General features: G+C 70.0%; 21 protein-coding genes and 1 riboswitch. Of the genes, 13 read left to right on the top strand and 8 right to left on the bottom strand.

The features are described from left to right. Positions 1 to 221 precede the first annotated feature (221 nt). The gene (locus AC5LSR_RS11915; protein ID WP_250281485.1) at positions 222 to 2,294 is read left to right on the top strand and encodes a thioredoxin domain-containing protein; all 2,073 of its coding nucleotides are present in this window, start codon (positions 222 to 224) and stop codon (positions 2,292 to 2,294) included. 172 nt (positions 2,295 to 2,466) lie between these two features. After that, positions 2,467 to 3,027 (top strand): ATP-binding transcription factor AbmR, encoded by a 561-nt coding sequence (abmR, locus tag AC5LSR_RS11910; RefSeq protein ID WP_250281482.1) that lies wholly within the window; start codon positions 2,467 to 2,469, stop codon positions 3,025 to 3,027. 65 nt (positions 3,028 to 3,092) lie between these two features. Here the strand turns inward: abmR and trhA are convergent, their stop codons facing one another. Continuing rightward, positions 3,093 to 3,776, bottom strand: a complete 684-nt coding sequence (gene trhA / locus AC5LSR_RS11905; protein ID WP_250281480.1) for a PAQR family membrane homeostasis protein TrhA — start codon at positions 3,774 to 3,776, stop codon at positions 3,093 to 3,095. Between the two features lie 336 nt (positions 3,777 to 4,112). Here trhA and AC5LSR_RS11900 point away from each other — a divergent pair, with 336 nt between their 5' ends. The 3 genes from AC5LSR_RS11900 (at position 4,113) to msrA (ending at position 9,164) form a co-directional block, all read left to right on the top strand. Next, a complete protein-coding gene (locus AC5LSR_RS11900) occupies positions 4,113 to 5,936 on the top strand; it encodes a phosphoenolpyruvate carboxykinase (GTP) (RefSeq protein WP_250281478.1) in 1,824 nt (607 codons plus the stop codon). A gap of 913 nt (positions 5,937 to 6,849) precedes the next feature. Continuing rightward, complete coding sequence (gene phoH2, locus AC5LSR_RS11895) at positions 6,850 to 8,142, top strand: RNA 5'-3' helicase PhoH2 (RefSeq protein WP_445548247.1); 1,293 nt, start codon at positions 6,850 to 6,852, stop codon at positions 8,140 to 8,142. A gap of 359 nt (positions 8,143 to 8,501) precedes the next feature. Next, positions 8,502 to 9,164 (top strand): peptide-methionine (S)-S-oxide reductase MsrA, encoded by a 663-nt coding sequence (gene msrA, locus AC5LSR_RS11890; protein ID WP_250281512.1) that lies wholly within the window; start codon positions 8,502 to 8,504, stop codon positions 9,162 to 9,164. Positions 9,165 to 9,273: 109 nt separating this feature from the next. On the opposite strand, the gene AC5LSR_RS11885 is transcribed toward msrA, so the two are convergent. From AC5LSR_RS11885 to AC5LSR_RS11865, 5 genes are all read right to left on the bottom strand, one after another. After that, complete coding sequence (locus AC5LSR_RS11885; protein ID WP_250281473.1) at positions 9,274 to 9,564, bottom strand: hypothetical protein; 291 nt, start codon at positions 9,562 to 9,564, stop codon at positions 9,274 to 9,276. Positions 9,565 to 9,606: 42 nt separating this feature from the next. Further along, complete coding sequence (locus tag AC5LSR_RS11880) at positions 9,607 to 9,798, bottom strand: hypothetical protein (protein ID WP_250281471.1); 192 nt, start codon at positions 9,796 to 9,798, stop codon at positions 9,607 to 9,609. A 204-nt stretch (positions 9,799 to 10,002) separates the two neighbouring features. Continuing rightward, a complete protein-coding gene (locus AC5LSR_RS11875; RefSeq protein ID WP_250281469.1) occupies positions 10,003 to 10,227 on the bottom strand; it encodes a hypothetical protein in 225 nt (74 codons plus the stop codon). Between the two features lie 63 nt (positions 10,228 to 10,290). Then, a complete protein-coding gene (locus tag AC5LSR_RS11870; RefSeq protein WP_250281467.1) occupies positions 10,291 to 10,479 on the bottom strand; it encodes a hypothetical protein in 189 nt (62 codons plus the stop codon). Between the two features lie 151 nt (positions 10,480 to 10,630). Continuing rightward, complete coding sequence (locus AC5LSR_RS11865) at positions 10,631 to 10,915, bottom strand: type II toxin-antitoxin system TacA family antitoxin (RefSeq protein WP_250281466.1); 285 nt, start codon at positions 10,913 to 10,915, stop codon at positions 10,631 to 10,633. 297 nt (positions 10,916 to 11,212) lie between these two features. Between AC5LSR_RS11865 and AC5LSR_RS11860 the strand changes: the two genes are divergently transcribed. From AC5LSR_RS11860 to AC5LSR_RS11840, 5 genes are all read left to right on the top strand, one after another. After that, positions 11,213 to 11,464: a type II toxin-antitoxin system Phd/YefM family antitoxin gene (locus tag AC5LSR_RS11860; RefSeq protein ID WP_250281464.1), complete on the top strand. Its 252-nt coding sequence runs from the start codon at positions 11,213 to 11,215 to the stop codon at positions 11,462 to 11,464. Further along, positions 11,374 to 11,724, top strand: coding sequence for a type II toxin-antitoxin system RelE family toxin (locus AC5LSR_RS11855; RefSeq protein WP_445548616.1), 351 nt, complete (start codon positions 11,374 to 11,376; stop codon positions 11,722 to 11,724). The genes AC5LSR_RS11860 and AC5LSR_RS11855 overlap by 91 nt, the downstream gene beginning before the upstream one ends. 141 nt (positions 11,725 to 11,865) lie before the next feature. Further along, positions 11,866 to 12,151: riboswitch (cobalamin riboswitch) on the top strand. A 35-nt stretch (positions 12,152 to 12,186) separates the two neighbouring features. After that, positions 12,187 to 12,822, top strand: coding sequence for a 5,6-dimethylbenzimidazole synthase (gene bluB / locus AC5LSR_RS11850; RefSeq protein WP_250281460.1), 636 nt, complete (start codon positions 12,187 to 12,189; stop codon positions 12,820 to 12,822). Positions 12,823 to 13,087: 265 nt separating this feature from the next. After that, a complete protein-coding gene (locus tag AC5LSR_RS11845) occupies positions 13,088 to 13,573 on the top strand; it encodes an SRPBCC family protein (RefSeq protein WP_250281459.1) in 486 nt (161 codons plus the stop codon). Positions 13,574 to 13,737: 164 nt separating this feature from the next. Further along, entirely contained in the window at positions 13,738 to 14,097 is a 360-nt protein-coding gene (locus AC5LSR_RS11840) for a hypothetical protein (RefSeq protein ID WP_250281457.1), read from the top strand. Positions 14,098 to 14,367: 270 nt separating this feature from the next. On the opposite strand, the gene AC5LSR_RS11835 is transcribed toward AC5LSR_RS11840, so the two are convergent. Continuing rightward, complete coding sequence (locus AC5LSR_RS11835; protein WP_493468454.1) at positions 14,368 to 14,868, bottom strand: hypothetical protein; 501 nt, start codon at positions 14,866 to 14,868, stop codon at positions 14,368 to 14,370. 518 nt (positions 14,869 to 15,386) lie between these two features. Between AC5LSR_RS11835 and AC5LSR_RS11830 the strand changes: the two genes are divergently transcribed. The 3 genes from AC5LSR_RS11830 (at position 15,387) to AC5LSR_RS11820 (ending at position 18,797) form a co-directional block, all read left to right on the top strand. Continuing rightward, entirely contained in the window at positions 15,387 to 15,962 is a 576-nt protein-coding gene (locus tag AC5LSR_RS11830; RefSeq protein ID WP_250281453.1) for an NUDIX domain-containing protein, read from the top strand. Positions 15,963 to 16,659: 697 nt separating this feature from the next. Then, positions 16,660 to 17,499 carry a serine hydrolase gene (locus tag AC5LSR_RS11825; RefSeq protein WP_493468453.1) on the top strand — a complete coding sequence of 280 codons (840 nt, stop codon included), beginning with the start codon at positions 16,660 to 16,662 and terminating at the stop codon, positions 17,497 to 17,499. Between the two features lie 167 nt (positions 17,500 to 17,666). Next, positions 17,667 to 18,797 carry a DUF3616 domain-containing protein gene (locus AC5LSR_RS11820; RefSeq protein WP_493468452.1) on the top strand — a complete coding sequence of 377 codons (1,131 nt, stop codon included), beginning with the start codon at positions 17,667 to 17,669 and terminating at the stop codon, positions 18,795 to 18,797. Positions 18,798 to 18,832: 35 nt separating this feature from the next. Here AC5LSR_RS11820 and sthA read toward each other — a convergent pair whose 3' ends face one another. Continuing rightward, positions 18,833 to 20,242, bottom strand: a complete 1,410-nt coding sequence (sthA, locus tag AC5LSR_RS11815; protein WP_250281449.1) for a Si-specific NAD(P)(+) transhydrogenase — start codon at positions 20,240 to 20,242, stop codon at positions 18,833 to 18,835. Positions 20,243 to 20,619 lie beyond the last annotated feature (377 nt).

The following is a 20,619-nucleotide window of genomic DNA, read 5'->3' as shown; positions in this document are numbered from 1 at the left end:
GGACCGGGACCTGGACCGGGACCTGGGCCGGGACCTGGCCGTAACCGCGCCCGGGACAGCGCGATCTGTAAGTAGGACGCGGTTTGTGGGTGAGAAGACGCGGAATGTAAGTAGGGCGGCGCGGAGGTCGCCCTGCAGGTCACCATCCGGTCGACTGGCACCATAAAAGGTTCCAAGCGCCCACGGCCCGCTGAACTTCCCGACGGCGGGATGCTGGGTACATGCCGAACCGTCTAGCCGAGCAGACCTCGCCGTACCTCCTCCAGCACGCCGACAACCCGGTCGACTGGTGGCCCTGGGGGCCGGCGGCCTTCGCCGAGGCCACGGCCAGGGACGTGCCCGTCCTGCTGTCCGTGGGGTACGCGTCCTGCCACTGGTGCCATGTGATGGCGCACGAGTCGTTCGAGGACCCGGACACCGCGGCGATCATGAACGAGCACTTCGTCAACATCAAGGTCGACCGGGAGGAGCGGCCCGACGTCGACGCCGTCTACATGGACGTCACCGTCGCCCTCACCGGCCATGGCGGCTGGCCGATGACGGTGTTCCTCACCCCGGCCGGGGAGCCGTTCTTCGCCGGCACCTACTTCCCGCCGGTGCCGCGGCCGGGGATGAGCTCGTTCCGGCAGCTTCTCGCCGCGGTCACGCACGCGTGGCGGACGCGGCGTGACGAGGTGGCGGCCTCCGGCGCGGACATCGCGCGCCGGATCGCGGCGGTGGCGTCGGGGCCGGCCGGCCCGTCGGCCGGGCTCACCGGTGACCTGCTCGACATCGCCATGTCGAAGGCCGCGCGGTCCTTCGACCCGGAGCACGGCGGCTTCGGGCCGGCGCCGAAGTTCCCGCCGTCCGCGCTGCTGGAGATGCTGCTGCGCCACCACGCCCGCACCGGGGACGCCGCCAGCCTGCGGATGGTCACCACCACCTGCGAGCGGATGGCCCGCGGCGGGATCTACGACCAGCTCGCGGGCGGGTTCGCCCGTTACAGCGTGGACGCCACCTGGACGGTCCCGCACTTCGAGAAGATGCTTTACGACAACGCCCAGCTCCTGCGGGTGTACCTGCACCTGTGGCGGGCGACCGGGTCCCCGCTGGCCGAGCGGGTCGCCCGGGAGACAGCCGCCTTCCTGCTGCGCGACCTGGGGACCCCGGAGGGCGGTTTCGCCTCGGCGCTGGACGCGGACACGGCCGTCCCCGCCGGGCCCGGCACCGGCGGGGACGGCTCGTCCGGGCACGGCGCCGGTGGGCTCAGCTCCGCCGGGCACGGCGCCGGTGGGCACGGCGTGGAGGGCGCCACCTACGTGTGGACGCCGGCCGAGCTTGTCGACGTCCTCGGCCCGGCGGACGGCGCCTGGGCCGCGGACGTCTTCGGCGTGACCGCCGCGGGCACGTTCGAGCACGGCACGTCCGTCCTGCAGCTGCGGGTGGACCCGGACGATCCCGGCCGGTTCGCGTCGGTGCGCGAGCGGCTCGCGCGGGCCCGGGCGGCCCGCCCGCAGCCCGCCCGGGACGACAAGATCGTCGCGGCCTGGAACGGGCTCGCGATCGCGGCGCTCGCCGAGGCCGGCGCGCTGCTGGCCGAACCGGCCTGGGTGACCGCCGCCACCAGCGCCGCGACACTGCTGCGCGACGTCCACCTGGTGGACGGCCGGCTGCGGCGCACCAGCCGGCACGGCCGCGTCGGCGCGAACGCCGGGGTGCTGGAGGACTACGGCGACGTGGCGGAGGGCCTCCTTGCCCTGCACCAGGTCACCGGGGACGAACAGTGGCTGGCGCTGGCCGGTGACCTGCTGGCGGTCGCCCGGGCCCGCTTCGCCGCGGACGACGGTGGCTTCCACGACACCGCCGACGATGCCGAGCGGCTGCTGCGCCGGCCGCGGGACCCTTCGGACTCGCCGACGCCGTCCGGCCAGTCCGCGGCCGCCGGCGCGCTGTTGACCTACGCGGCGCTGACCGGTTCCGACGAGCATCGCCGGGCCGCCAAGCGCGCTCTGGAGGTGCTCGCCCCGCTGCTCGCCGCGAACGCGTCCTTCGCGGGGTGGGCTGGGGCGGTCGGCGCGGCACTGCTGGCCGGCCCCGCCGAGGTCGTCGTCGTCGACCGCCCGGACCTCGAGCGGACGGCCCGGCTGACCACCTCACCGGGCGCGGTCGTGGTCACCTCCGGGCCCCTGGCTCGAGGACGGGGCACAGCGGGGGTCTACGTGTGCCGGGGCTTCGTCTGCGAGCGCCCGGTGAGCACCGTGGATGCGGTGCGTGACCAGCTGGGAGTCCGGCTCGTCCTGCCGGCGACCGGCTGAGCGTCTCGCGGGTACGCCGGGCGTCCTGACCCCTGGACGTGGCTCTGGAGATGTTCGTAAGCGATACCTCGTAAGTGGTACCCATTGCCATGTATCTTCTGTAAGTATGTAATCAAACGGGGTGCGAGACGCCTGGAAGCCCGCACCGGACGCGGACCGCGAGGAGGCAGACATGGTGGGTGCGCGTGGACGTGGTTTCGGCCGCTGGGGTGAGCGTGAGCAGGTGCCGCCCGCGGACGACGCGCCGGCGTGGTTCGTGGGCAGGCTGCCCGACACCTGGTTCACCGGTGCCGCGACGGTGACCGTCGACCGGGACGAGATCGTGGTGGTGGGGACGATCCCCGCCGCGGAGCTGGAGACCGATGACCCCACCGCGGTCGCCGCCGCCGAGTCCGGCCGCATCCGCCGGTTCCGCGAGCAGACCAGGGACGACCGGATCGCGATCGCCCAGGAGGCCGAGCGGCGCTACGGGCGCAAGGTGGCGTGGGGGGCGGCCGCGGGCGGGACGACCGAGTTGTTCACCACCCTGTCCGTTCCGGTGATGACCAGGCTCCGGCAGCCGGAACGCCAGGTGCTCGACACGCTGGTCGACTCCGGGGTCGCGCGCAGCCGGAGCGACGCGCTGGCCTGGTGCGTCCGGCTGGTCGGTGACAACGCGCAACCGTGGCTGGCCCGCCTGCGGGAGGCGCTGGAGAAGGTCGAACAGGTCCGCGCGGAGGGGCCGGAGCTGTGAGCCCGCATGCCGCCCCGGCCGGCGGGCCCGTGGGATAGCAGGCTTTCGGCCAGACCATTCCCATGTTATGTTGCGTAGATTGCCAGAATGACGGCAATATAGTGACATGTCGCCGCGACGATGGTAAACGCGTGAAAAACCTCGTGGTAGCCGAACGTCCGCGGAGCCGGGTTGGGGCGCCGGGACGCGTAGACAAATGCCCCGAGGCTGTACAGAACGCCACCGGCGAGGATCAGGGCCAGCGCCGCGACGCCGGCGGTGCGCAGCAGCTCGGGTATGACGAAGACCGCCACCCAGCCGAGGGCGATGTACAGCGGCACCATCAGGAAGCGCGGTGAGTGCAGCCAGAGCATCCGCAGCCCGATACCGACCGCGGCGCCGCCCCAGACCACCGCGAGTATCGTCCGGGCGGTCCGCGGCGGAAGCGCGAGCAGGGCCAGTGGTGTGTAAGTCCCGGCGATGAAAACGAAGATCATGGAATGATCGAGCCGTTTCATCAGAGATCGCGCGCGTGATGTTGCCCACATCCTCCGGTGATACAGCGCGCTCGTGCCGAACAACATGGCGATGCTTAGCGCATAAACACCCACCGCCACCCGTGCACGGAACGTCGTGGCCAGCGTAATGGCGATGACGCCGAGTGCAAGGCTGACCGGGAAGGCGCCCGCGTGCAACCATCCGCGCATCCTTGGTCGCACCAGGTCGCTTGGATGGTGACGGAAGTCGCGGCCGGGTGCGGTCGTGGTCACATGGTCACCGTATCTTGCGCCCGTCATGGTTACCAGTGGGCGTCGTTGATCGGCTTCTCGCGGGCTTCGTGACGGAAGATTTGCCCGATTGCGGTGGCTCGACCGCGCGACTGTTGGAAGCTCCCAAGGTAGAGTCAAAAGATCCTGTACACGGCCTCGAATCGCCTATGGCTGTGGCTGATCCACTATGTGCTGGACGGTGATGGCGCGGGCGCGGTGTTGCGGGGTGACGGCGCGTGCGTTCTGTAGCCCCGGGCACGAGTGGACCTTCCATGGCGTGGGCATAGGTGCTATGGCGAGGCCGTGGTGGGCTCGACTCAAGCGGAGGTGGGAGCTGTGACGACCGCGGCGCAGATTTCGGGGCTTGACGCTGCCCCGACCAGGCATGCCGGGCTGCTTGCCTGGGTGCGTGAGATCGCCGAACTCACCCAGCCGGAGCGGATTTGGTGGTGTGACGGTTCTGACGCGGAGTACGCGGAACTGACCCGCCTGCTGGTCGACAAAGGCACGTTCGTCCCGCTGGACCCCGAGAAGCGGCCCGGCAGTTTCTACGCCGCTTCCGATCCCACCGACGTCGCCCGGGTCGAGGACCGCACCTTCATCTGCTCGCGGAATCCCGAGGACGCCGGGCCGACCAACAACTGGACCGACCCGGACGAGATGAAGGTGAAACTGCGGGGCCTGTTCGAGGGCAGCATGCGGGGGCGCACGATGTATGTCGTGCCGTTCTGCATGGGCCCGCTGGGCTCCCGTATTTCGGCGCTCGGAGTCCAGCTCACCGACTCGGCATATGTCGCCGTGTCGATGCGGACGATGACCCGTATGGGCGCGCCCGCCCTGGAGCAGCTGGGTGACGACGGTTTCTTCGTCCCGGCCGTGCATTCACTGGGTGCCCCGCTCGAGCCCGGTCAGGAGGACGTGCCATGGCCGTGCAACTCGACCAAGTACATCACGCATTTCCCGGAGACCCGGGAGATCTGGTCGTATGGTTCGGGCTACGGTGGTAACGCCCTGCTCGGCAAGAAGTGCTACGCTCTGCGTATCGCCTCGGTGATGGCCCGGGACGAGGGCTGGCTGGCCGAGCACATGCTCATTCTCAAGCTCACCTCGCCCGCCGGGAAGGTCCACTTCGTCGCGGCGGCGTTTCCGTCGGCCTGTGGCAAGACCAACCTGGCGATGCTCATTCCCACCCTGCCGGGCTGGAAAGCCGAGACCATCGGTGACGATATCGCCTGGATGCGTTTCGGGGAGGACGGCCGACTTTACGCGGTGAACCCGGAGGCCGGTTTCTTCGGGGTGGCGCCCGGCACGGGCGTGGAGACCAACCCCAACGCGATCGCGGCCCTGTGGGGCAACACGGTCTTCACCAACGTCGCCCGCACCGACGACGGCGACGTGTGGTGGGAGGGGCTGACAAAGGACAAGCCGGCCCATCTGACCGACTGGAAGGGCCGGGACTGGACGCCGGATTCCCCCGAGCCGGCCGCGCATCCCAACGCCCGTTTCACCGTGCCGGCGGGCCAGTGCCCGACGATCGCGCCGGAGTGGGAGGACCCGAAGGGCGTCCCGATCTCGGCGATCCTCTTCGGCGGGCGCCGGGCGACCGCGGTCCCGTTGGTGACCGAGGCGCCGACCTGGCAGCGCGGGGTGTTCTACGGGTCGATCGTCGCCTCGGAGACGACCGCGGCGCAGGCCGGCGCGATCGGCAAGCTGCGGCGTGACCCGTTCGCGATGCTGCCCTTCTGCGGCTACAACATGGCCGGCTACTTCGCGCACTGGCTGTCGATCGGACGCAGGACGGACCCGGCGAAGCTCCCGCGGATCTACTACGTCAACTGGTTCCGCAAGAGCGCGCAGGGCCGCTTCCTGTGGCCGGGCTTCGGGGAGAACAGCCGGGTGCTGGCCTGGATCATCGGCCGTCTCGAGGGCGAGGCCGACGGGGTGGAGACCCCGCTGGGCGTCCTGCCTGCCCCCGGAGCGCTGTCCACAGAGGGGCTCGACGTCCCGGCCGAGGACCTCGCCGAGCTGCTCACCCTCGACACCGAGCTGTGGAAGGAGGAGGCGGAGCTGATCCCCGAGCACTACCGGACCTTCGGCGACGCGCTTCCGGCCGAGCTGTGGTCCGAGCAGGAGGCCCTGGTCGAGCGCCTGAAGGGCTGAACGACGGGACACCTGGGCCGGCTGCTCCCCGCTCCGGGGCAGCGGCGGGTGTGACCACGGGGATCGGGCCGGCGTCCGGCATGTGCCAAGGGCGCCGGCCCGATCGTTGTCGTCGCGGCCTTGTCCGGTGCTCTGGCGTCCCTCCCGGGCCGGTGCGTCCCGACGCTGCCCATCCGACGCTGCCCATCCGACGCTGTCCACCTACCGCTGTCCGGCTGCGCCGGCCGTCCGTTTGTGGCCGTCTGTTTGCCGCTGTCTGTTTGTCGCCGTCTGTTTGCCGCGGCCGTGCCGTCTGCCGCCGGTGCGCCTGTTGCCGTCGTTCTGTCCGGCTGATCCGTCCTGCTGATCCGTCCTGCCGATCCGTCCTACGATTTGTCCGGCCGTTCTGCCCGGTTGATCTGTCCGGAGGTCCCGCGGCGTTCTGTCCGGGTCCTCTGGAAATGTCGTCGGCCGGTGCCGTGGCCGCCGGTTCTCCGGCCGGGGCGCGCTCTGTTCTCCGGTCGGGATGTACCGGCCAGGTAAACGCCGGGAAACGTCAGGATACGAACGCGGGGACACATAGTTGTCTGCTACGGCACGGTCCAGAGATCATGATCATGATTGTGGCTGGAGTACAAGCGATTTTCCATCGGCCATCACCATACGGTCGGTGACCGTTGCTGAGCGTGTTGTGCGAAGATGGTCGCGCTTTCGCGGCGGGGGAGCTAACGTGTGGCACTGGGTACGCCGGGTGGGTGTCGCACGACGATGATCCATCAGGCGGGACCAAGATGGCTCAAGTCGTGGTCCGGCACTGGGCCGGGCCATTCGGGAGGCCCCTCGGTGCCGCATTCGCGACAACGCCAGGAGGCCGGTGCCCGGCCTCCCGCGGGGGGCCCGGTCCCGGACTTCCTCCGAATAAGCGGGTGGGCGTGTGCCACGAACGCATGTCGTCGACACAAGCGTGCTCCTGTCTGATCCTGGCGCGCTGCTGCGGTTCGCGGAGCACAATGTGGTGCTTCCTCTGGTAGTCGTAGGAGAACTGGAAGGAAAGCGGAACCACCCCGAACTGGGCTGGTTCGCCCGCGAGGCCCTTCGCCTCCTCGACGACCTACGAATCCGCCACGGTCGACTGGATCAGCCACTGCCGTTGGACGACGGTGGAACGCTACGGGTCGAACTCAATCACACCGACCCGTCGGTGCTCCCACCGGGGTTCCGGGTGGATGACAATGACTCCCGCATTCTTGCCGTCGCGCTCAATCTCGCCAGGGAGGGCAACGACGTCGTCCTGGTCACCAAGGACCTGCCGCTGCGGGTGAAGGCGTCCGCGGTCGGCCTCGCCGCCGAGGAGTACCGGGCGCAGACGCCGGTGGACTCCGGCTGGAGCGGTATGGCGGAGCTCGCCGTCGCCCAGGACGACCTGGACCGGCTCTACGCCCGCGAGACCGTCGAGATCCCGGACGCCGCCGGGCTGCCGTGCCACACCGGGCTGGTGCTCACCGCCGCCGGCGGCAGCGCCTCCGCGCTGGGCCGGGTGACCGCGGACAAGAAGGTGCGCCTGGTCCGTGGCGACCGGGAGGCGTTCGGCCTGCACGGGCGGTCCGCGGAACAGCGGGTCGCGCTCGACCTGCTGCTCGACCCCGACGTCGGGATCATCTCCCTGGGCGGCCGGGCCGGCACCGGCAAGTCGGCGCTGGCGCTGTGCGCCGGCCTCGAAGCGGTGATGGAACGCCGGCTGCACCGGCGGGTCGTGGTGTTCCGGCCGCTGTACGCGGTCGGCGGCCAGGATCTCGGCTACCTCCCCGGCAGCGAGAACGAGAAGATGGCGCCCTGGGCACAGGCCGTCTTCGACACCCTCGGCGCACTGGTCTCCCAGGAGGTCATCGAGGAGATCGTCGACCGTGGCATGCTCGAGGTGCTGCCGCTGACGCACATCCGCGGCCGGTCGCTGCACGACGCGTTCGTCATCGTGGACGAGGCGCAGTCGCTGGAACGCGGCGTGCTGCTGACCGTGCTGTCGCGCCTGGGGCAGGGGTCACGGGTCGTGCTGACGCATGACGTCGCGCAGCGTGACAACCTGCGGGTGGGCCGGCACGACGGGGTCGCGTCCGTGATCGAGACCCTGAAGGGCCACCCGCTGTTCGCGCACGTCACGCTCACCCGCTCCGAACGGTCGCCGATCGCCGCGCTGGTCACCACCATGCTGGAGGACCTCGTCCTGTAAGGCTCGGCGGCCCCGTGGGCGGTCCCACCAGCACCTGCGGCCGCCGCTGGCGGTTCCTGCCAGCGGCGGCCGTTCCCGCGCGGTCTCCGCAGCCCTGCGGGAACCCGGCGGGCCTGCCATCGGCCGGCCGTTCGTCTACCGCGCCGCTGTCCGTCCGGCCCAGCCGGGCGGACCCGGGCTGGACGGGCACGGGCTGGACGGACACGGGCTGGACGAGCGCGGGAATCGGGCGGATCAGGGAACGTACCGGGCGTGGCAGGGGTTGACGTTTCAGGCCCTGTCGCCGAAGTGCCCACGGTGGCGTGGTCATGTTCTTGCCGTGTCACCGCGGGCCGGACAAGTCCCGGAGGTCGTGGAAGATGTTCTTCACCCGCCACAAGTCCACCCTGCCCACGGCCGAGCAGGCGCTGCCCGGCCGTGAGGTACCGGCCTTCGCCGTGCCCGAGCGGCACGCCGTCCTCGGCACACCGCTACAGGGGCCCTTCCCGGTGGGGCTGGCGACCGCCGTGTTCGGGCTCGGCTGCTTCTGGGGCGCGGAGCGGAAGTTCTGGCAGACCCCCGGGGTGTACTCGACCGCGGTCGGGTACGCGGGCGGGATCACGCCGAACCCGACGTACGAGGAGACCTGTTCGGGCCTGACCGGGCACACCGAGGTCGTCCAGGTGGTGTTCGACCCGGCCGTGGTGAGCTACGAGAACCTGCTGAAGGTCTTCTGGGAGGCGCACGACCCGACCCAGGGCATGCGCCAGGGCAACGACGTCGGCACCCAGTACCGCTCGGCGATCTACACCTTCTCGGACGAGCAGCTCGCCGCCGCGCGGGGCAGCCGGGACGCCTTCCAGACCGTCCTCGACACCGCCGGCCTCGGCCCGATCACCACCGAGATCGCCCCCGCCGGCCCGTTCTACTACGCGGAGGACTACCACCAGCAGTACCTGCACAAGGTCCCCAACGGCTATTGTGGCATTGGCGGCACAGGGCTTTCCTGCCCGGTCGGCGTAGCCCAGACCGACGCCGGCTGACCGCGGCCGGGATGGCCCCGGCAGCCGACTGGATGTCCGAGGGTATCCGGCGGTGTCTGTCTCACTCCGTTCCTGCGGTAGCCGCGGATCCACTACGTACGTGGGGAAGCTACCGCTCGAAGATGTCGTGGGTGCCGATGCGCAGCCAGATGACGTGCGGGCCGGGCTTGCCGGGGATCGGCTCGCCGTACGTCCACAGCGCCCGACCATCACGTGCCCACGTCATCTCGAACACCCCGGGCTCGGACTTGAAGCCCTTGACCCGCAACTTCGGGTGGAAGGAGCCCGAAGTCAGCCCTTTACGGAACAGCGCGACGGTACGCAGGAACGCGGCCCGCTGCGCCGGGGAGAGCCGATGGAACTCCGCGAGGAAGCGGGCAACCGGCTCGAAGGTGGGCACGGTCACGACAATAGGGCGAAAGGGGAGCGCCCTTTCGAGGGGTCAGCTTGCCTTCGAGTGTGGGTCCATGGACAGCTCGTGGAGGAGCGCGTCGAACGCGGCATCACTGGTACAGATGACCGATCGTCCTGCGGCAAGGTCCTCGCGCGCTTCGTCGATCGCCTGCTGGGTGGCGGGGTCCGGCTCGTCGACCCACTCGTGAGGCTCCGGGACGGCCACGCCGTAGATCTCCACATACACACTCTAACCCGGGTTGGACACCTGGTGGCGAACCCCGCGACGTCCTGAAGGCCGGCAACTCCACGTCAGGTACCCCAGGCCGACGCCGGCTGACGGCCGGGGTGACTCGGCGGCCGATGGGACGTTTCCAGGTATCCAGCGGTGTCCGTCCTACTCCGTTCCCGCCGTGGCCACGGACCCACGGTGTGCGCGGGGTTGCTACCGTTCGAAGATGCCGTGGGTGCCGATGCGCAGCCAGATGACGTGCGGACTGGGCTTACCGGGGATCTTCTTGAAGCTCTTGACACGGAGCCGGGGATGGAAGTGGCCTGCGACCACTCCCGCAATGAACAGCGGTAACGCCGCGCGGAAGGCGGTTTTCTCCTCCCGGCTGAGCCGGTCGTACTCGACCCGGAAGCGGCCGACCGACTGGAACGTGGGCATGAGGGGACGGTACCGACATTCTTTGCCGACATCCGGCAAGTGCGACCTTCCGGGCGCGTCGCCTCAGCTTGCGCGGGGGTGGGCCTCCAGCTCGTCAAGGAAGGACTCAAAGCCCTCGATGCCGTCGTGGATGACGAAGTCGCCGGCCTCGATGTCCGCGCGTGCTTCGTCGATCGCCTGCTGGGTAGCGGAGTCGGGTTTGTCCGCCCATTCGTACGGCTCGGGGTATGGCCAGGCGTTGGGTTGCGTCACTTCCCACCTCCCCTGGGTCAGGCTAGGCCTTTCGATGGCCACATCGAAGCGGCCTTCAAAGCATGCCCACACATGCGAGCACTGACAAGAACATCGGAGCGTGAGTTAAGACCATTGCCTCGCCCCTGCCTGCTGACGAATCTGCTCGCGGTCACCGTCGCTCGATGACGGAGTCAAGCCATGCGGCGGCGCGGGTCAGGGCGTCGTTGGGCTCCACGGGAGCGTCCAGGGAAGCGAGCAGTTCGTCGAAGAAGTCCGCCGGGACTCTCGTGATGAGTTCGTGCTCCCGGAGTACCTCCACGGCACGCTCCTCCGCGGCGGTTCGCGCGAAGTCCGACGCGGTCTGGTGTGTGAGGGACGCCACACGCTCGATCAGATGCTTGAGCTCGGGCCGCACTCGGAACTCGAATCGTCCTGACGTTGCCGAAGCAGCCATAATCCACATCCCTGTCTTGTCCGTACGAGTGTACGGACAGATGTACGGGGCAGAAAGCGGAGGCCGCCCGGAGCACGCCTGGAAGCGGGCGGCCTCGGCGGCACCGGCCTGTCCTGCCCGGTCGGCATAGCCCAGGCCGACGCCGGCTGGCCGGCCGAGCTCCGCCTGGCCGCCACCGCTACCATCACGATCTTCTTCTCCCGATCCGTCCAGTCGCAAAATGGAACTAACTGCCTGTTTCATCTCATATTGGCAGGTGGGGAGCGTGCCTTCTCCCCGTTTTGTACAATCCGGGGTATGGGTGAGATGCCGATCAGCGAGGCGCGGGACCATCTCGGTGAGATCGTGTCCAGGGCGGAGCACATCCACGAGAGGACTGTGCTCACCCGTCATGGTCGCGCGGTCGCCGCGGTCATTTCAATTGACGACCTGCGGGATCTGGAAAGAGCCGAGGACGAATCCGATCTCATCGCCGCCAGGGAGGCGCTCGCCTCCAGCGAGCCCCGGGTGCCGCATCGGGACGTGATGGCGGAGTTCGGCCTGCTCTGACACTGAAGTACGAGGTCGAGTGGACGACACGGGCCCTGCGTGGACTGCGCAAGCTGGACAGGGCCGCGGCTCGTCGAGTGCTGCTTGCGGTGACCCGGCTGTCGGACGATCCGCGCCCGGCCGGTGTGCGTGCGCTGGTCGGCGAGCCAGCGGGGACACTGCGTCTGCGGGTAGGGGATTACCGAATGGTCTACCTGGTGGACGATGGCCGCATCGTCGTGACGGTGGTCAGGGTGGGGCACCGCAGGGAGATCTACTGATCATGATCGTCGTGTCCTGGGCGGCGGATCAGGACGGACGGGTCCGGGAGCGGTCGGTTTGTGGGATGATCGTGGTGGCATTGTTCGCGAGGTGCCTCAGGTTGCCTGGGGTCTCGGGCGCGTGACCGGGTGACCGGTCGGGCGTGCCCGGGGCGGCCAGGTGGCCGGGGAGAATCGGGAAGCCGGTGTGAGTCCGGCACGGGCCCGCCGCGGTGATCGGGGAGCCGCCGCCCACGCGCACGGGCCGGGTCCGACAGGTGTCGGTCGATGTGGGTGTGTCGTCCGGATTTTTCTCCGGGGCCGCCCCCGCGATCGAGGATCCGTCGGACGCGGCCCGGGAGCAGCCACTGGACCGCGCGGTCCGGGAAGGCGGGCGGTCAGGTGCTGATCCGAGAGTCCGAAGACCGGCCTCGCATCCGTGCCATCCGCCGACGGGCGGGTGGCGGACAGCGGGAGCCTGCCATGCCAGTGGACCTGTACGGCGTGATCCATCAGCGACGGGACGTCCGCGCCCAGTTCACCGGGGCACCGATCCCGGACGGCGTCCTGGGCCGGGTGCTTGCCGCGGCGCACGCCGCCCCCAGCGTCGGGCTGAGCCAGCCGTGGGACTTCATCGTGGTCGAAAGCGAGCGGACCCGGCGTGCCTTTTACGAGCATGTCAGACGGGAACGCGCCGTCTTTGCCGCGGCCCTGACGGGCGAGCGGGCCGCCCGGTTCGCCCGGATCAAGATAGACGGCGTCCTGGAGTCCACGCTTTCCGTCGTGGTGACCTATGACGAGAGGCGTGGCGGGCCCGCCGTCCTGGGCCGGCATGCCATTGCCGACGCGGGGGTGTACTCGGTGTGCCTGGCGATCCAGAACCTGTGGCTGGCGGCCACCGCCGAGGGCCTCGGGTGCGGCTGGGTGTCGTTCTTCCGCGAGCGGGTCGTCCAGGACATGCTGGGTATTCCCGACGGTGTCCGGCCGGTCGCGTGGCTGTGCCTCGGCCCGGTCACGCATCACGAGCAGGTCCCTGACCTGGAAAGACATGGCTGGGCCCACCGCCGGCCGCTGGAGCGGGCGCTCCATCGTGAGACGTGGCGGTCCGCGTCCGACTGAAGATCGAATATAACTGAATGAATATTTCATGTAGCTATAAGTTGCCGTGTCGACATCCACGTCCGTGCCTACGCCCATGTTCTTGATGCGTCCGCGTTCTTGATGAAAGGTAGGGGGCTGTGGCTGACGTCCGTCGGATGAGGGAGCAGCCGGCCATCGGTCCCGGGGCCGCTGCGGTGGCACGGACCGGGTGGCCCGGCCAGATCGGCCGGCCTGGTCGGCCTGACTGCCCTGGCCAGCGCGAACGGACCGGACGGCGGGCGTCATGAGCGGCCGGCGTCGGGTGTACGTGGTGACCCAGCTCTCCCCGGCCGCGCCGTCGGCGGTGTTCGACCTCCTGGCGGACGGCGCGGGCTGGTCGCGGTGGGCGGGTCCGCTCATATCGCGATCGTGGTGGGAGCGGGAGGGCACACCCCAGCCGGGCGGCGTGGGGGCGGTGTGCCGGGTTGGCCGGCCGCCGCTGCTCCTCCGTGAAGAGATCGTCGAGTACCTTCCGGCCCGCCGGCACGCCTACCGGATCCGCTCGGCTCTGCTACCGATACGCGACTATCTGGCGACGGTGGACCTGGCGCCGGTGGGCGGCGGTACCGAGATCGTCTGGCAGGGCAGCTTCGTCCCGCTCATCCCGGGGACGGGAGCGGTACTTGCCGGCGCCCTGAAGTTCTTCATCGGCAGGCTGGCCCGCCGCCTGGCCAGGGCCGCGGCCACCGGCCCGCGTCCGGGCCCGGCGGCCACGCCGCCGGCCACATAGGCATGGCCGGCCCTGCCCCGGTGCTGGCAGGTATGGCCCGCCGCCGGGCGGCCGGCGGCGTGCCGGTGTCGACGCCGCCATACCGGGTAGGGCCGCCTGAACGGGCCGTTGACGCGGCCAGCCCCGTGTATCGGTTCGTCCTCGAGAATGATCTGGAGGGGATCATGGCCGTGAGACTGAGCCGCCGTTCCTATGAGCATGCCAGGAAACTGATCGAGAACGGTGCCGTGGTACTCGACGAACGAGACGGCTGGGGCGAGCACCAGCCCTCGACGCGGCAGGAGAACGAGTTCATCGCCGAACACGGTTTCAGCGAATACCGGAAATGGTATCTCGGCATTTCCGAGGACGACGACGAGGACGACAGGAAACGGTACCGGTTCCCGTACGGCGACTTCAGCAGGGTGCACCGTTGCGGCGTTCTCGCGGCCGAGTCACGGGCCGGCCGGTACAAGTACTTCGACATCGAGTGGGCGGTAGCTCATCTGCACGGGATGCTGGACGCGCTGATGAGCACGAAATAGCATCCGGGCACCGGACGGAATTCGGGTACAAAATTTCGGGTACGGCTGCGGGGCCCGGGCCGGCCGGTCGGATGCCGGCGGGTGCCCGACGGCCGCGCCGCGGTACGGGCGGTGGTGGGTCACCGGCCGTACCGGGCATCGGCATCGCGCGGCCATCGGGCTGGCGGGCCGTTGGGCCTGAAAAGCCGGTCCGGCTCGTTTCCGCCGGCCCGTTCACCGCGCTGCCGGCTGCGCTGCCGGCAGCCGGCCCACCGCTTCGTCCACTGCTTTCTACTGCTTCTGGAAGGTCAGTACCGTGCCGTTGGCCGTGCCGATCCCGGCCGTTCCGATGGTCCCTTTCAGGCCGTGCCCCTCGAAGGCGATCGAAGCCGCCAGGCCGGCTATCTGGTTGTCACTGGTGATCGTGTAGCCGGCGGCCGGCAGCGCCTGGCGGTAGAAGGCCGCCACCGCGTTGTCGGAGACACCGCTCAGGGTGAGCACGGACTCGTTGTTCCTGGACGTACCGGCCCCCACCTCGGCACCTGGCGGGATCGGGAAGTCCGCGGGGACGTTCGCGGCCTTCAGCGCGTCTCTGCCCGTGGCCACCTGCCCGCCGCCCGGCAGCGACGCCGAAATGGACGGCAGGGCCGTCGGCAGGCCCGTGGGCAGCGATGTCGGCAGCCCTCCCGGCAGGCTCACCGACCCGCTCGGCCCGGCCGGCCCGGGCGTTCCGCCCGGGCTCGTCGGTTCGTCGCAGGCGCCGAGCAGCAGTACCGCCAGGCCGCAGCCCACGGCTGCCACCGCCATCCGATGCCGCGTGGTGCCGGCGTGGCCACCGGAACCTCCGGAAGCACCCAATCTGATCTCCCCCTTCACACACCCCGGGCATGGCACGCGTCCTGTTCGCCGGCCCCGCCCGTCGGTGTCCGCCCCGCCCGCGTGGAGACGGTCTCCAGCGGTTGGTGCCGGTCGAGGTGGGCTGGTGCCGGTCGTCACACGATAGGCATCACATGCCGACACGTCGGCGCGGCTGTCGGCAGCCTGTCAGCGCGGCCGGGGGAACCGCTGGTGGCGACCGGCCGGGCGGGGGTGATTGTGTCGTTTTGGCGACTGTGTCCGGCTTGTTCGCCCGTCTGACAGCCGAGTGACCGGCCGGCGCGTCGAGCGGAAAGTGCATGCCACGAACGGGATCCGGCTTCCGAGCGTGCCGGTCGGGCGCCGCGGAGTACGCCGTGGGCCTGTTCGGGACGGCGGCGCCCGACCCGCCCCCGTGCGCCAGAAATCTTCTTCTGGAGGTACTGTCATGTCCCGTGGCAGTGAGCAACAATGCGGTCGCCGGAGTAGTTCTTCGCTATCTCGAGGACAATCCTGGCGAGATCGAGAACCTGAGTCCGCTGGTGCTGGCCCTGATAGAGGGGGCGGACCCGGTGACGGATCCCGCCACCATGCCCGCGCACGTCACCTGGGGCGCGGTCGCGGTCACCACGGACTGGCGGGTGCTGCATGTTCGCCGCCTGGGCTCGGCGGGCTGGCTGCTTCCCGCCGGGCATGTCGACGCGGCCGACCAGTCCTTGTTGGGCGCGGCGCTGCGCGGGCTCGCCGCGGGAGCCGGAATAGCGGCTAATTCTGTGATTCCGGACACTGTTCATCCGATTGATATCGACGTGCGAGTCGCGCCCACCGACCCGGTCCGGGAAGAGCCCTCGCACGTGCATTACGACGTTCGTTTCGTGCTGTATGTCCCGGACGAGACGGTGCGGCCGCGTTCCGCGGGGACGGTCGACCATCGCTGGATCCCGGTGTGGGACCTGTTCGGCGCGCTGGGTGACAAGCTTCGTGCCCGCTGCGCCCGCGACGCTCGGGCGGAGCGGGTCCAGCCCGCCTGACGGCCCGCCCGGAAGCGGCGTGATCACGCTCCTCCCGCGCCTGCCGTCCCCGCCTGGTCCCGCGGTTGCTCCCGGCCCCGAGGGGACGCGAGCGGAGCGGCCGGGAGCCAGGCCGGAAGCCAGGCCGGGAGCCAGGGCCGCAGGTCAGGACCACTGGTCGGGGACCATGGCCAGCAGTGCCTACCGGATGTCCCGCTCCATCGTCTGACAGTGGTGTCGAGGGCCGGTCCGGGCCCGTTTCCGGGCAGTCGGGCGCCCGCGGCCCGTGCGGCCGGTCCCGGCATCCTTTACGGCGTCCGCCATGGCTGCTTTTTCCCGCGGAAATGCCGTGCGACAGGAGTCTTCCCGGCGTCCGACGCCGATCCGCGCGGTAGCGAAGAAAAAGGAAAGTGACGATGCGGCGACGTTCTGCCGCGGGTATACATCGGATGTGGCCATGCGGCACCACACAACCATCGCAATGCGGCATCGCGCGCCGCCGCGCACCGTTTCGAAAAACGCGGTCTGGCGGCCGACGAGGGGATTTTCGGGACCAGTGGAATCCGTCGACGAGCCAGCGCGGGCACCGGTCTCGCGACGTGCCGGCGCGGTACTGGTCGCGGCTGTCGTGGTAAATGCCCTCGTGCTGGCCCCGGTCGTCGGATCCGTGCGTTTCACCGGTGCCGGCGGATCCGCGCCGAATGTTTACGCGCCGGATATGCCCACGGAGCCACCAGCGCTCCGGTTGCCGCCCGCCGGTACCGTCACCCCGTCGCCGCGGCTCGTTCCCGAAACCGTGCCGAAGGCGCCGTCCCTGTCCGGGCTCGACCTGTCCGAGCGGTTCCGAGGATATCTCGAAGAGCGCCCCGGGCAGGTCGGTGTGGCGGTGTACGACGCGCTCACCGGCCGGACCATCACCGTCGACGACCCGACGGTGTCGGGTTTCGAGACGGCCAGCACGGTGAAACTGTCGATACTGCTGGGCATTCTGGAACGCGCCGGGCCGTCCGGACGTCTCGGCGCGGGCGAGCTGCGCAGCGCCAGGGCGATGATCGGCGTAAGTGACAACGCGGCCGCGAGCCGGTTGTGGCGCTCGCTCGGCGGTGCGGCGCCAATGGACGCCATGTTCCGCCGACTGGGGATGACCAGGACGAAAGCGGGCGGTGGTGGACGCTGGGGGCTCACCCTGACCAGCGCCGTCGACCAGCTCGCGGTGCTGCGCACGCTGGCCTATCCGGGCGGCGTACTGGGCGATCAGGCCCGGGCCACCGCGACGAGCCTGCTCGCCGGTGTGGTGCCCGCCCAGCGGTGGGGCCTGCCCGGCGGGGTGCCCGCGGGCGTCGCCGTGGAGGTGAAGAACGGCTGGCTGCCCCGTGACAGTGGCTGGGTGATCGCCAGCCTCGGGCATGTCCACGGGGGCGGGCGGGACTACGTGATGGCGGTCTACAGCCGCGGCAACCCGTCGATGCGGGCCGGCATCGACACGGTCGAGGGACTGTCCCGGATCGCCTGGGACGCCGCCGTGGCGCCGGTGGCGGTAGCGGCCCGCATCCGCTGAAGCCGCCCCGCCGCGCCGGGGCGTGCCTGACGCCTCCGCCGTCCGGTCACGGTGGCGGTCCGGCCGTCCGGGCGCGCCGGACGGGCCATGGGGTGGTGGTCCGGCCTGGACCGGGTACGTCTGGGCAGGCCATGGCGAACGGTGCCGGGACAGACAGGCTGTGGTAAATGGAACTGTCACCGGGGACGTCAGGCCGAGGGGGAGCAGTCGTGGATGCTGTGAAGACCGTTACGGTCCGTTTCGACGACGTCGGCCCGCACCCCGTGGCCGACATCGTCGGGTCACTGTCGACGATCAAGAGTGAAGGACGGCACCTGTGGCTCGGCGGGGACGAGACGGCGACGGTCGAACGGGTGACCCTGAGCGCGGCCGGGGACGCCTATGACGGCCACGTCTCCTTCCCGGTCGGTGACTTCCTGCCGCTGCCGGTGGGGCCGGACGCGGACGGCGTCATCCCCGAGATCGACATCGAGGGCTTCGACCGGCATGGCGGCTACCTGTGGTTCGTCGGCTCGCACAGCCTGACGCGCAAGCGGGTCAAGCCGCACCACGCGACCGAGACCGCGCTGCGCGCCCTGGCGAGGATCCGCAAGAACGCGAACCGGCATCTGCTCGGCCGCATCCCGGTCGTCACCCGGGACGGGCTGCCCACCCTGGTGAGCACCGCCGCCGCTCCGGACGGCGCCGGTGGGCAGCTGACCGCCGCCGCGCTGGGGCTGCGCAAGCAGACCCGGGTCACCACGGTGCTGAAGAACGACGAGCACCTCGGCCCGTTCCTGGCGATCCCGAGCAAGGACAACGGGTTCGACGTCGAGGGGCTGGCCGTCGTCGGCGAGCGGGTCTACCTGGGCCTGCGCGGGCCGGTGCTGCGCGGCTGGGCGGTGGTCGTCGAACTGCGCCCCACCGAGGGGGACGGCCAGGACCTCGGGCTGCGGCCGCTGGAGGGCGGCCTGCCCTACCGGAAGCACTTCCTGAACCTCGACGGCCTGGGCGTGCGCGACCTGCTCGTCCAGGGGGACGACCTGCTCGTGCTCGCCGGCCCGACGATGGACCTCGACGGCCCGGTCCGGGTCTACCGGTGGCGTGACGCGGTCAGGGCGCGGACGAGCGTGGTCGTCGACGACGACGCGCTCGTCCGTGTGCTGGACCTGCCGTTCGGGCAGGGCGACGACCACGCCGAGGGGATCGCCCTGGCCCCGGACGACCCCTCGTCGATCCTGGTCGTCCATGACAGCCCGGCGGCACACCGCCGGCCCGCTCCCGGCGTGATCCTGGTCGACGTCTTCCGGCTGCCCTGACCGCCGTCGCCCGACAGCCCTGGGCCGGACGGACGTCAGCTGCTGAAGCGGGCGACGGCACGCATCTTGTTCATCGCGTCCAGCGCCGCCACCTTGTAGGACTCGGCGAGCGTCGGATAGTTGAACACGGCGTCCACCAGGTAGTCGATCGTCCCGTCGCAGCCCATCACGGTCTGGCCGATGTGGACGAGTTCGGTGGCCCCGGTGCCGAAGACGTGGACGCCGAGCAGCTTGCGGTCGGTCGAGCTCACGAGCAGCTTCAGCATGCCGTAGGAGTCCCCGACGATCTGGCCGCGGGCGAGCTCGCGGTAGCGGGCCACGCCGACCTCGAACGGCACGGCCCGTTCGGTGAGCTCGTCCTCGGTGCTGCCGACGTAGGAGATCTCGGGGATGGTGTAGATGCCGATCGGCATCAGCTCGTGGCGCATCACGTGGACGGCCTCGCCGCAGGCCGCGTAGGCGGCGAGCCGGCCCTGCTCCATGGAGGTCGCGGCCAGCGCCGGGAAGCCGATGACGTCGCCGACGGCGTAGATGTGCTCGACCTCGGTCCGGAAGTCCGAACCGACCTTGATGCGGCCCCGGTTGTCGGCGCTCAGGCCCGCGTTGGAGAGGTTGAGCGCGGTGGTGAGCCCCTGGCGCCCGGCCGAGTACATCACGGTGTCGGCGGGGATCTTCTTGCCGCTTTCCAGCAGCGTCAGGGTGCCGCTGTGGTGACGTTCGACGGACACGACCGACTCGCGGAACCTGAACGTGACGGCCAGGTCCCGCAGGTGGTACTTGAGGGCCTCGACGATCTCCACGTCGCAGAAGTCGAGCATCCGGTCACGGCGCTCCACGACAGTCACCTTGGTGCCGAGCGCGGCGAACACGGACGCGTACTCGATGCCGATCACACCGGCGCCCACGACGACCATCGAGCCGGGGATCTTGTCCAGCGCCAGGATCTGGTCGCTGTCGACCACGGTACGGCCGTCGAAGTCGACCGTGTCCGGCCGGGCCGGCCGGGTGCCGGTGGCGATGATGATTTTCTCCGCCCTGACCCGGCGCTCGTCGGTCTGGTCGCTGCCGATGATGCTGATGGTGTGCGGGTCGACGAAGCTCGCCGTTCCGATGAGCAAGGCCACCCGATTACGGCTGAGCTGGCTGCGAATGACGTCGATCTCACGTCCGATGACGTGCTGGGTGCGCGAGGACAGGTCCGAGACGGTTATGTCGTCCTTCAGCCGGTAGCTCTGCCCGTACATCTCCCGCTGGGTCATACCGGTGAGGTAGAGCACGGCTTCGCGCAGCGTCTTCGACGGGATCGTGCCGGTGTTGATGCAGACCCCGCCGACCATGTCACGACGATCGACGATCGCGACGCGGCGGCCCAGCTTGGCGGCGGCGATAGCCGATTTCTGCCCGCCCGGGCCCGACCCGATGACGAGGAGGTCGTAGTCGTACATCGTTTGTCACCTCCTCAGCTGAAAACTCCCGCTATTGATTAGTGGGAGAATAACCGGACAGGACGGCACGGGACGTCCGGAACGTCAGGTTGTTACTGCCCCTTCTGTCGGGACCTCCGTACCTTCCCGCCGGCCATCCGGTCCGGGGCGGGCCGATCTCGCAGGTCCACGCGGTGACGGCCACCTCTGGCGGCCACCTCTGGCGGCCGGCGCGGCCGCCCGGGGACGCGCGGAAAAATCTTCGAGCTCCCCGTAACCTCCGCCGCGGTGTCTCGTTGAACACGGGTGCGGGGGTCGTGGGGGCTTGCTGGGGGGTCTTCCACGGCTCCCCGCCGCTTGTTCGGCGCAGGCGGCGGGGCGCGACCGCACAGCCGCAC

The sequence above is a fragment of the Protofrankia sp. CiP1_Cm_nod4 genome (genome assembly GCF_982290645.1).
This window is presented reverse-complemented; position numbering and strand designations above follow the sequence as displayed.

Coding starts and splice junctions, on each gene's coding strand:
- AC5LSR_RS11825 (WP_493468453.1), top strand. CDS start 16,660: ATGCCCACGGAGCCACCAGCGCTCCGGTTGCCGCCCGCCGGTACCGTC.
- AC5LSR_RS11875 (WP_250281469.1), bottom strand. CDS start 10,227: ATGCCCACGTTCCAGTCGGTCGGCCGCTTCCGGGTCGAGTACGACCGG.
- AC5LSR_RS11915 (WP_250281485.1), top strand. CDS start 222: ATGCCGAACCGTCTAGCCGAGCAGACCTCGCCGTACCTCCTCCAGCAC.
- sthA (WP_250281449.1), bottom strand. CDS start 20,242: ATGTACGACTACGACCTCCTCGTCATCGGGTCGGGCCCGGGCGGGCAG.
- bluB (WP_250281460.1), top strand. CDS start 12,187: ATGCCAGTGGACCTGTACGGCGTGATCCATCAGCGACGGGACGTCCGC.
- AC5LSR_RS11820 (WP_493468452.1), top strand. CDS start 17,667: ATGGAACTGTCACCGGGGACGTCAGGCCGAGGGGGAGCAGTCGTGGAT.
- abmR (WP_250281482.1), top strand. CDS start 2,467: ATGGTGGGTGCGCGTGGACGTGGTTTCGGCCGCTGGGGTGAGCGTGAG.
- AC5LSR_RS11865 (WP_250281466.1), bottom strand. CDS start 10,915: ATGGCTGCTTCGGCAACGTCAGGACGATTCGAGTTCCGAGTGCGGCCC.
- AC5LSR_RS11845 (WP_250281459.1), top strand. CDS start 13,088: ATGAGCGGCCGGCGTCGGGTGTACGTGGTGACCCAGCTCTCCCCGGCC.
- msrA (WP_250281512.1), top strand. CDS start 8,502: ATGTTCTTCACCCGCCACAAGTCCACCCTGCCCACGGCCGAGCAGGCG.
- AC5LSR_RS11860 (WP_250281464.1), top strand. CDS start 11,213: ATGGGTGAGATGCCGATCAGCGAGGCGCGGGACCATCTCGGTGAGATC.
- AC5LSR_RS11840 (WP_250281457.1), top strand. CDS start 13,738: ATGGCCGTGAGACTGAGCCGCCGTTCCTATGAGCATGCCAGGAAACTG.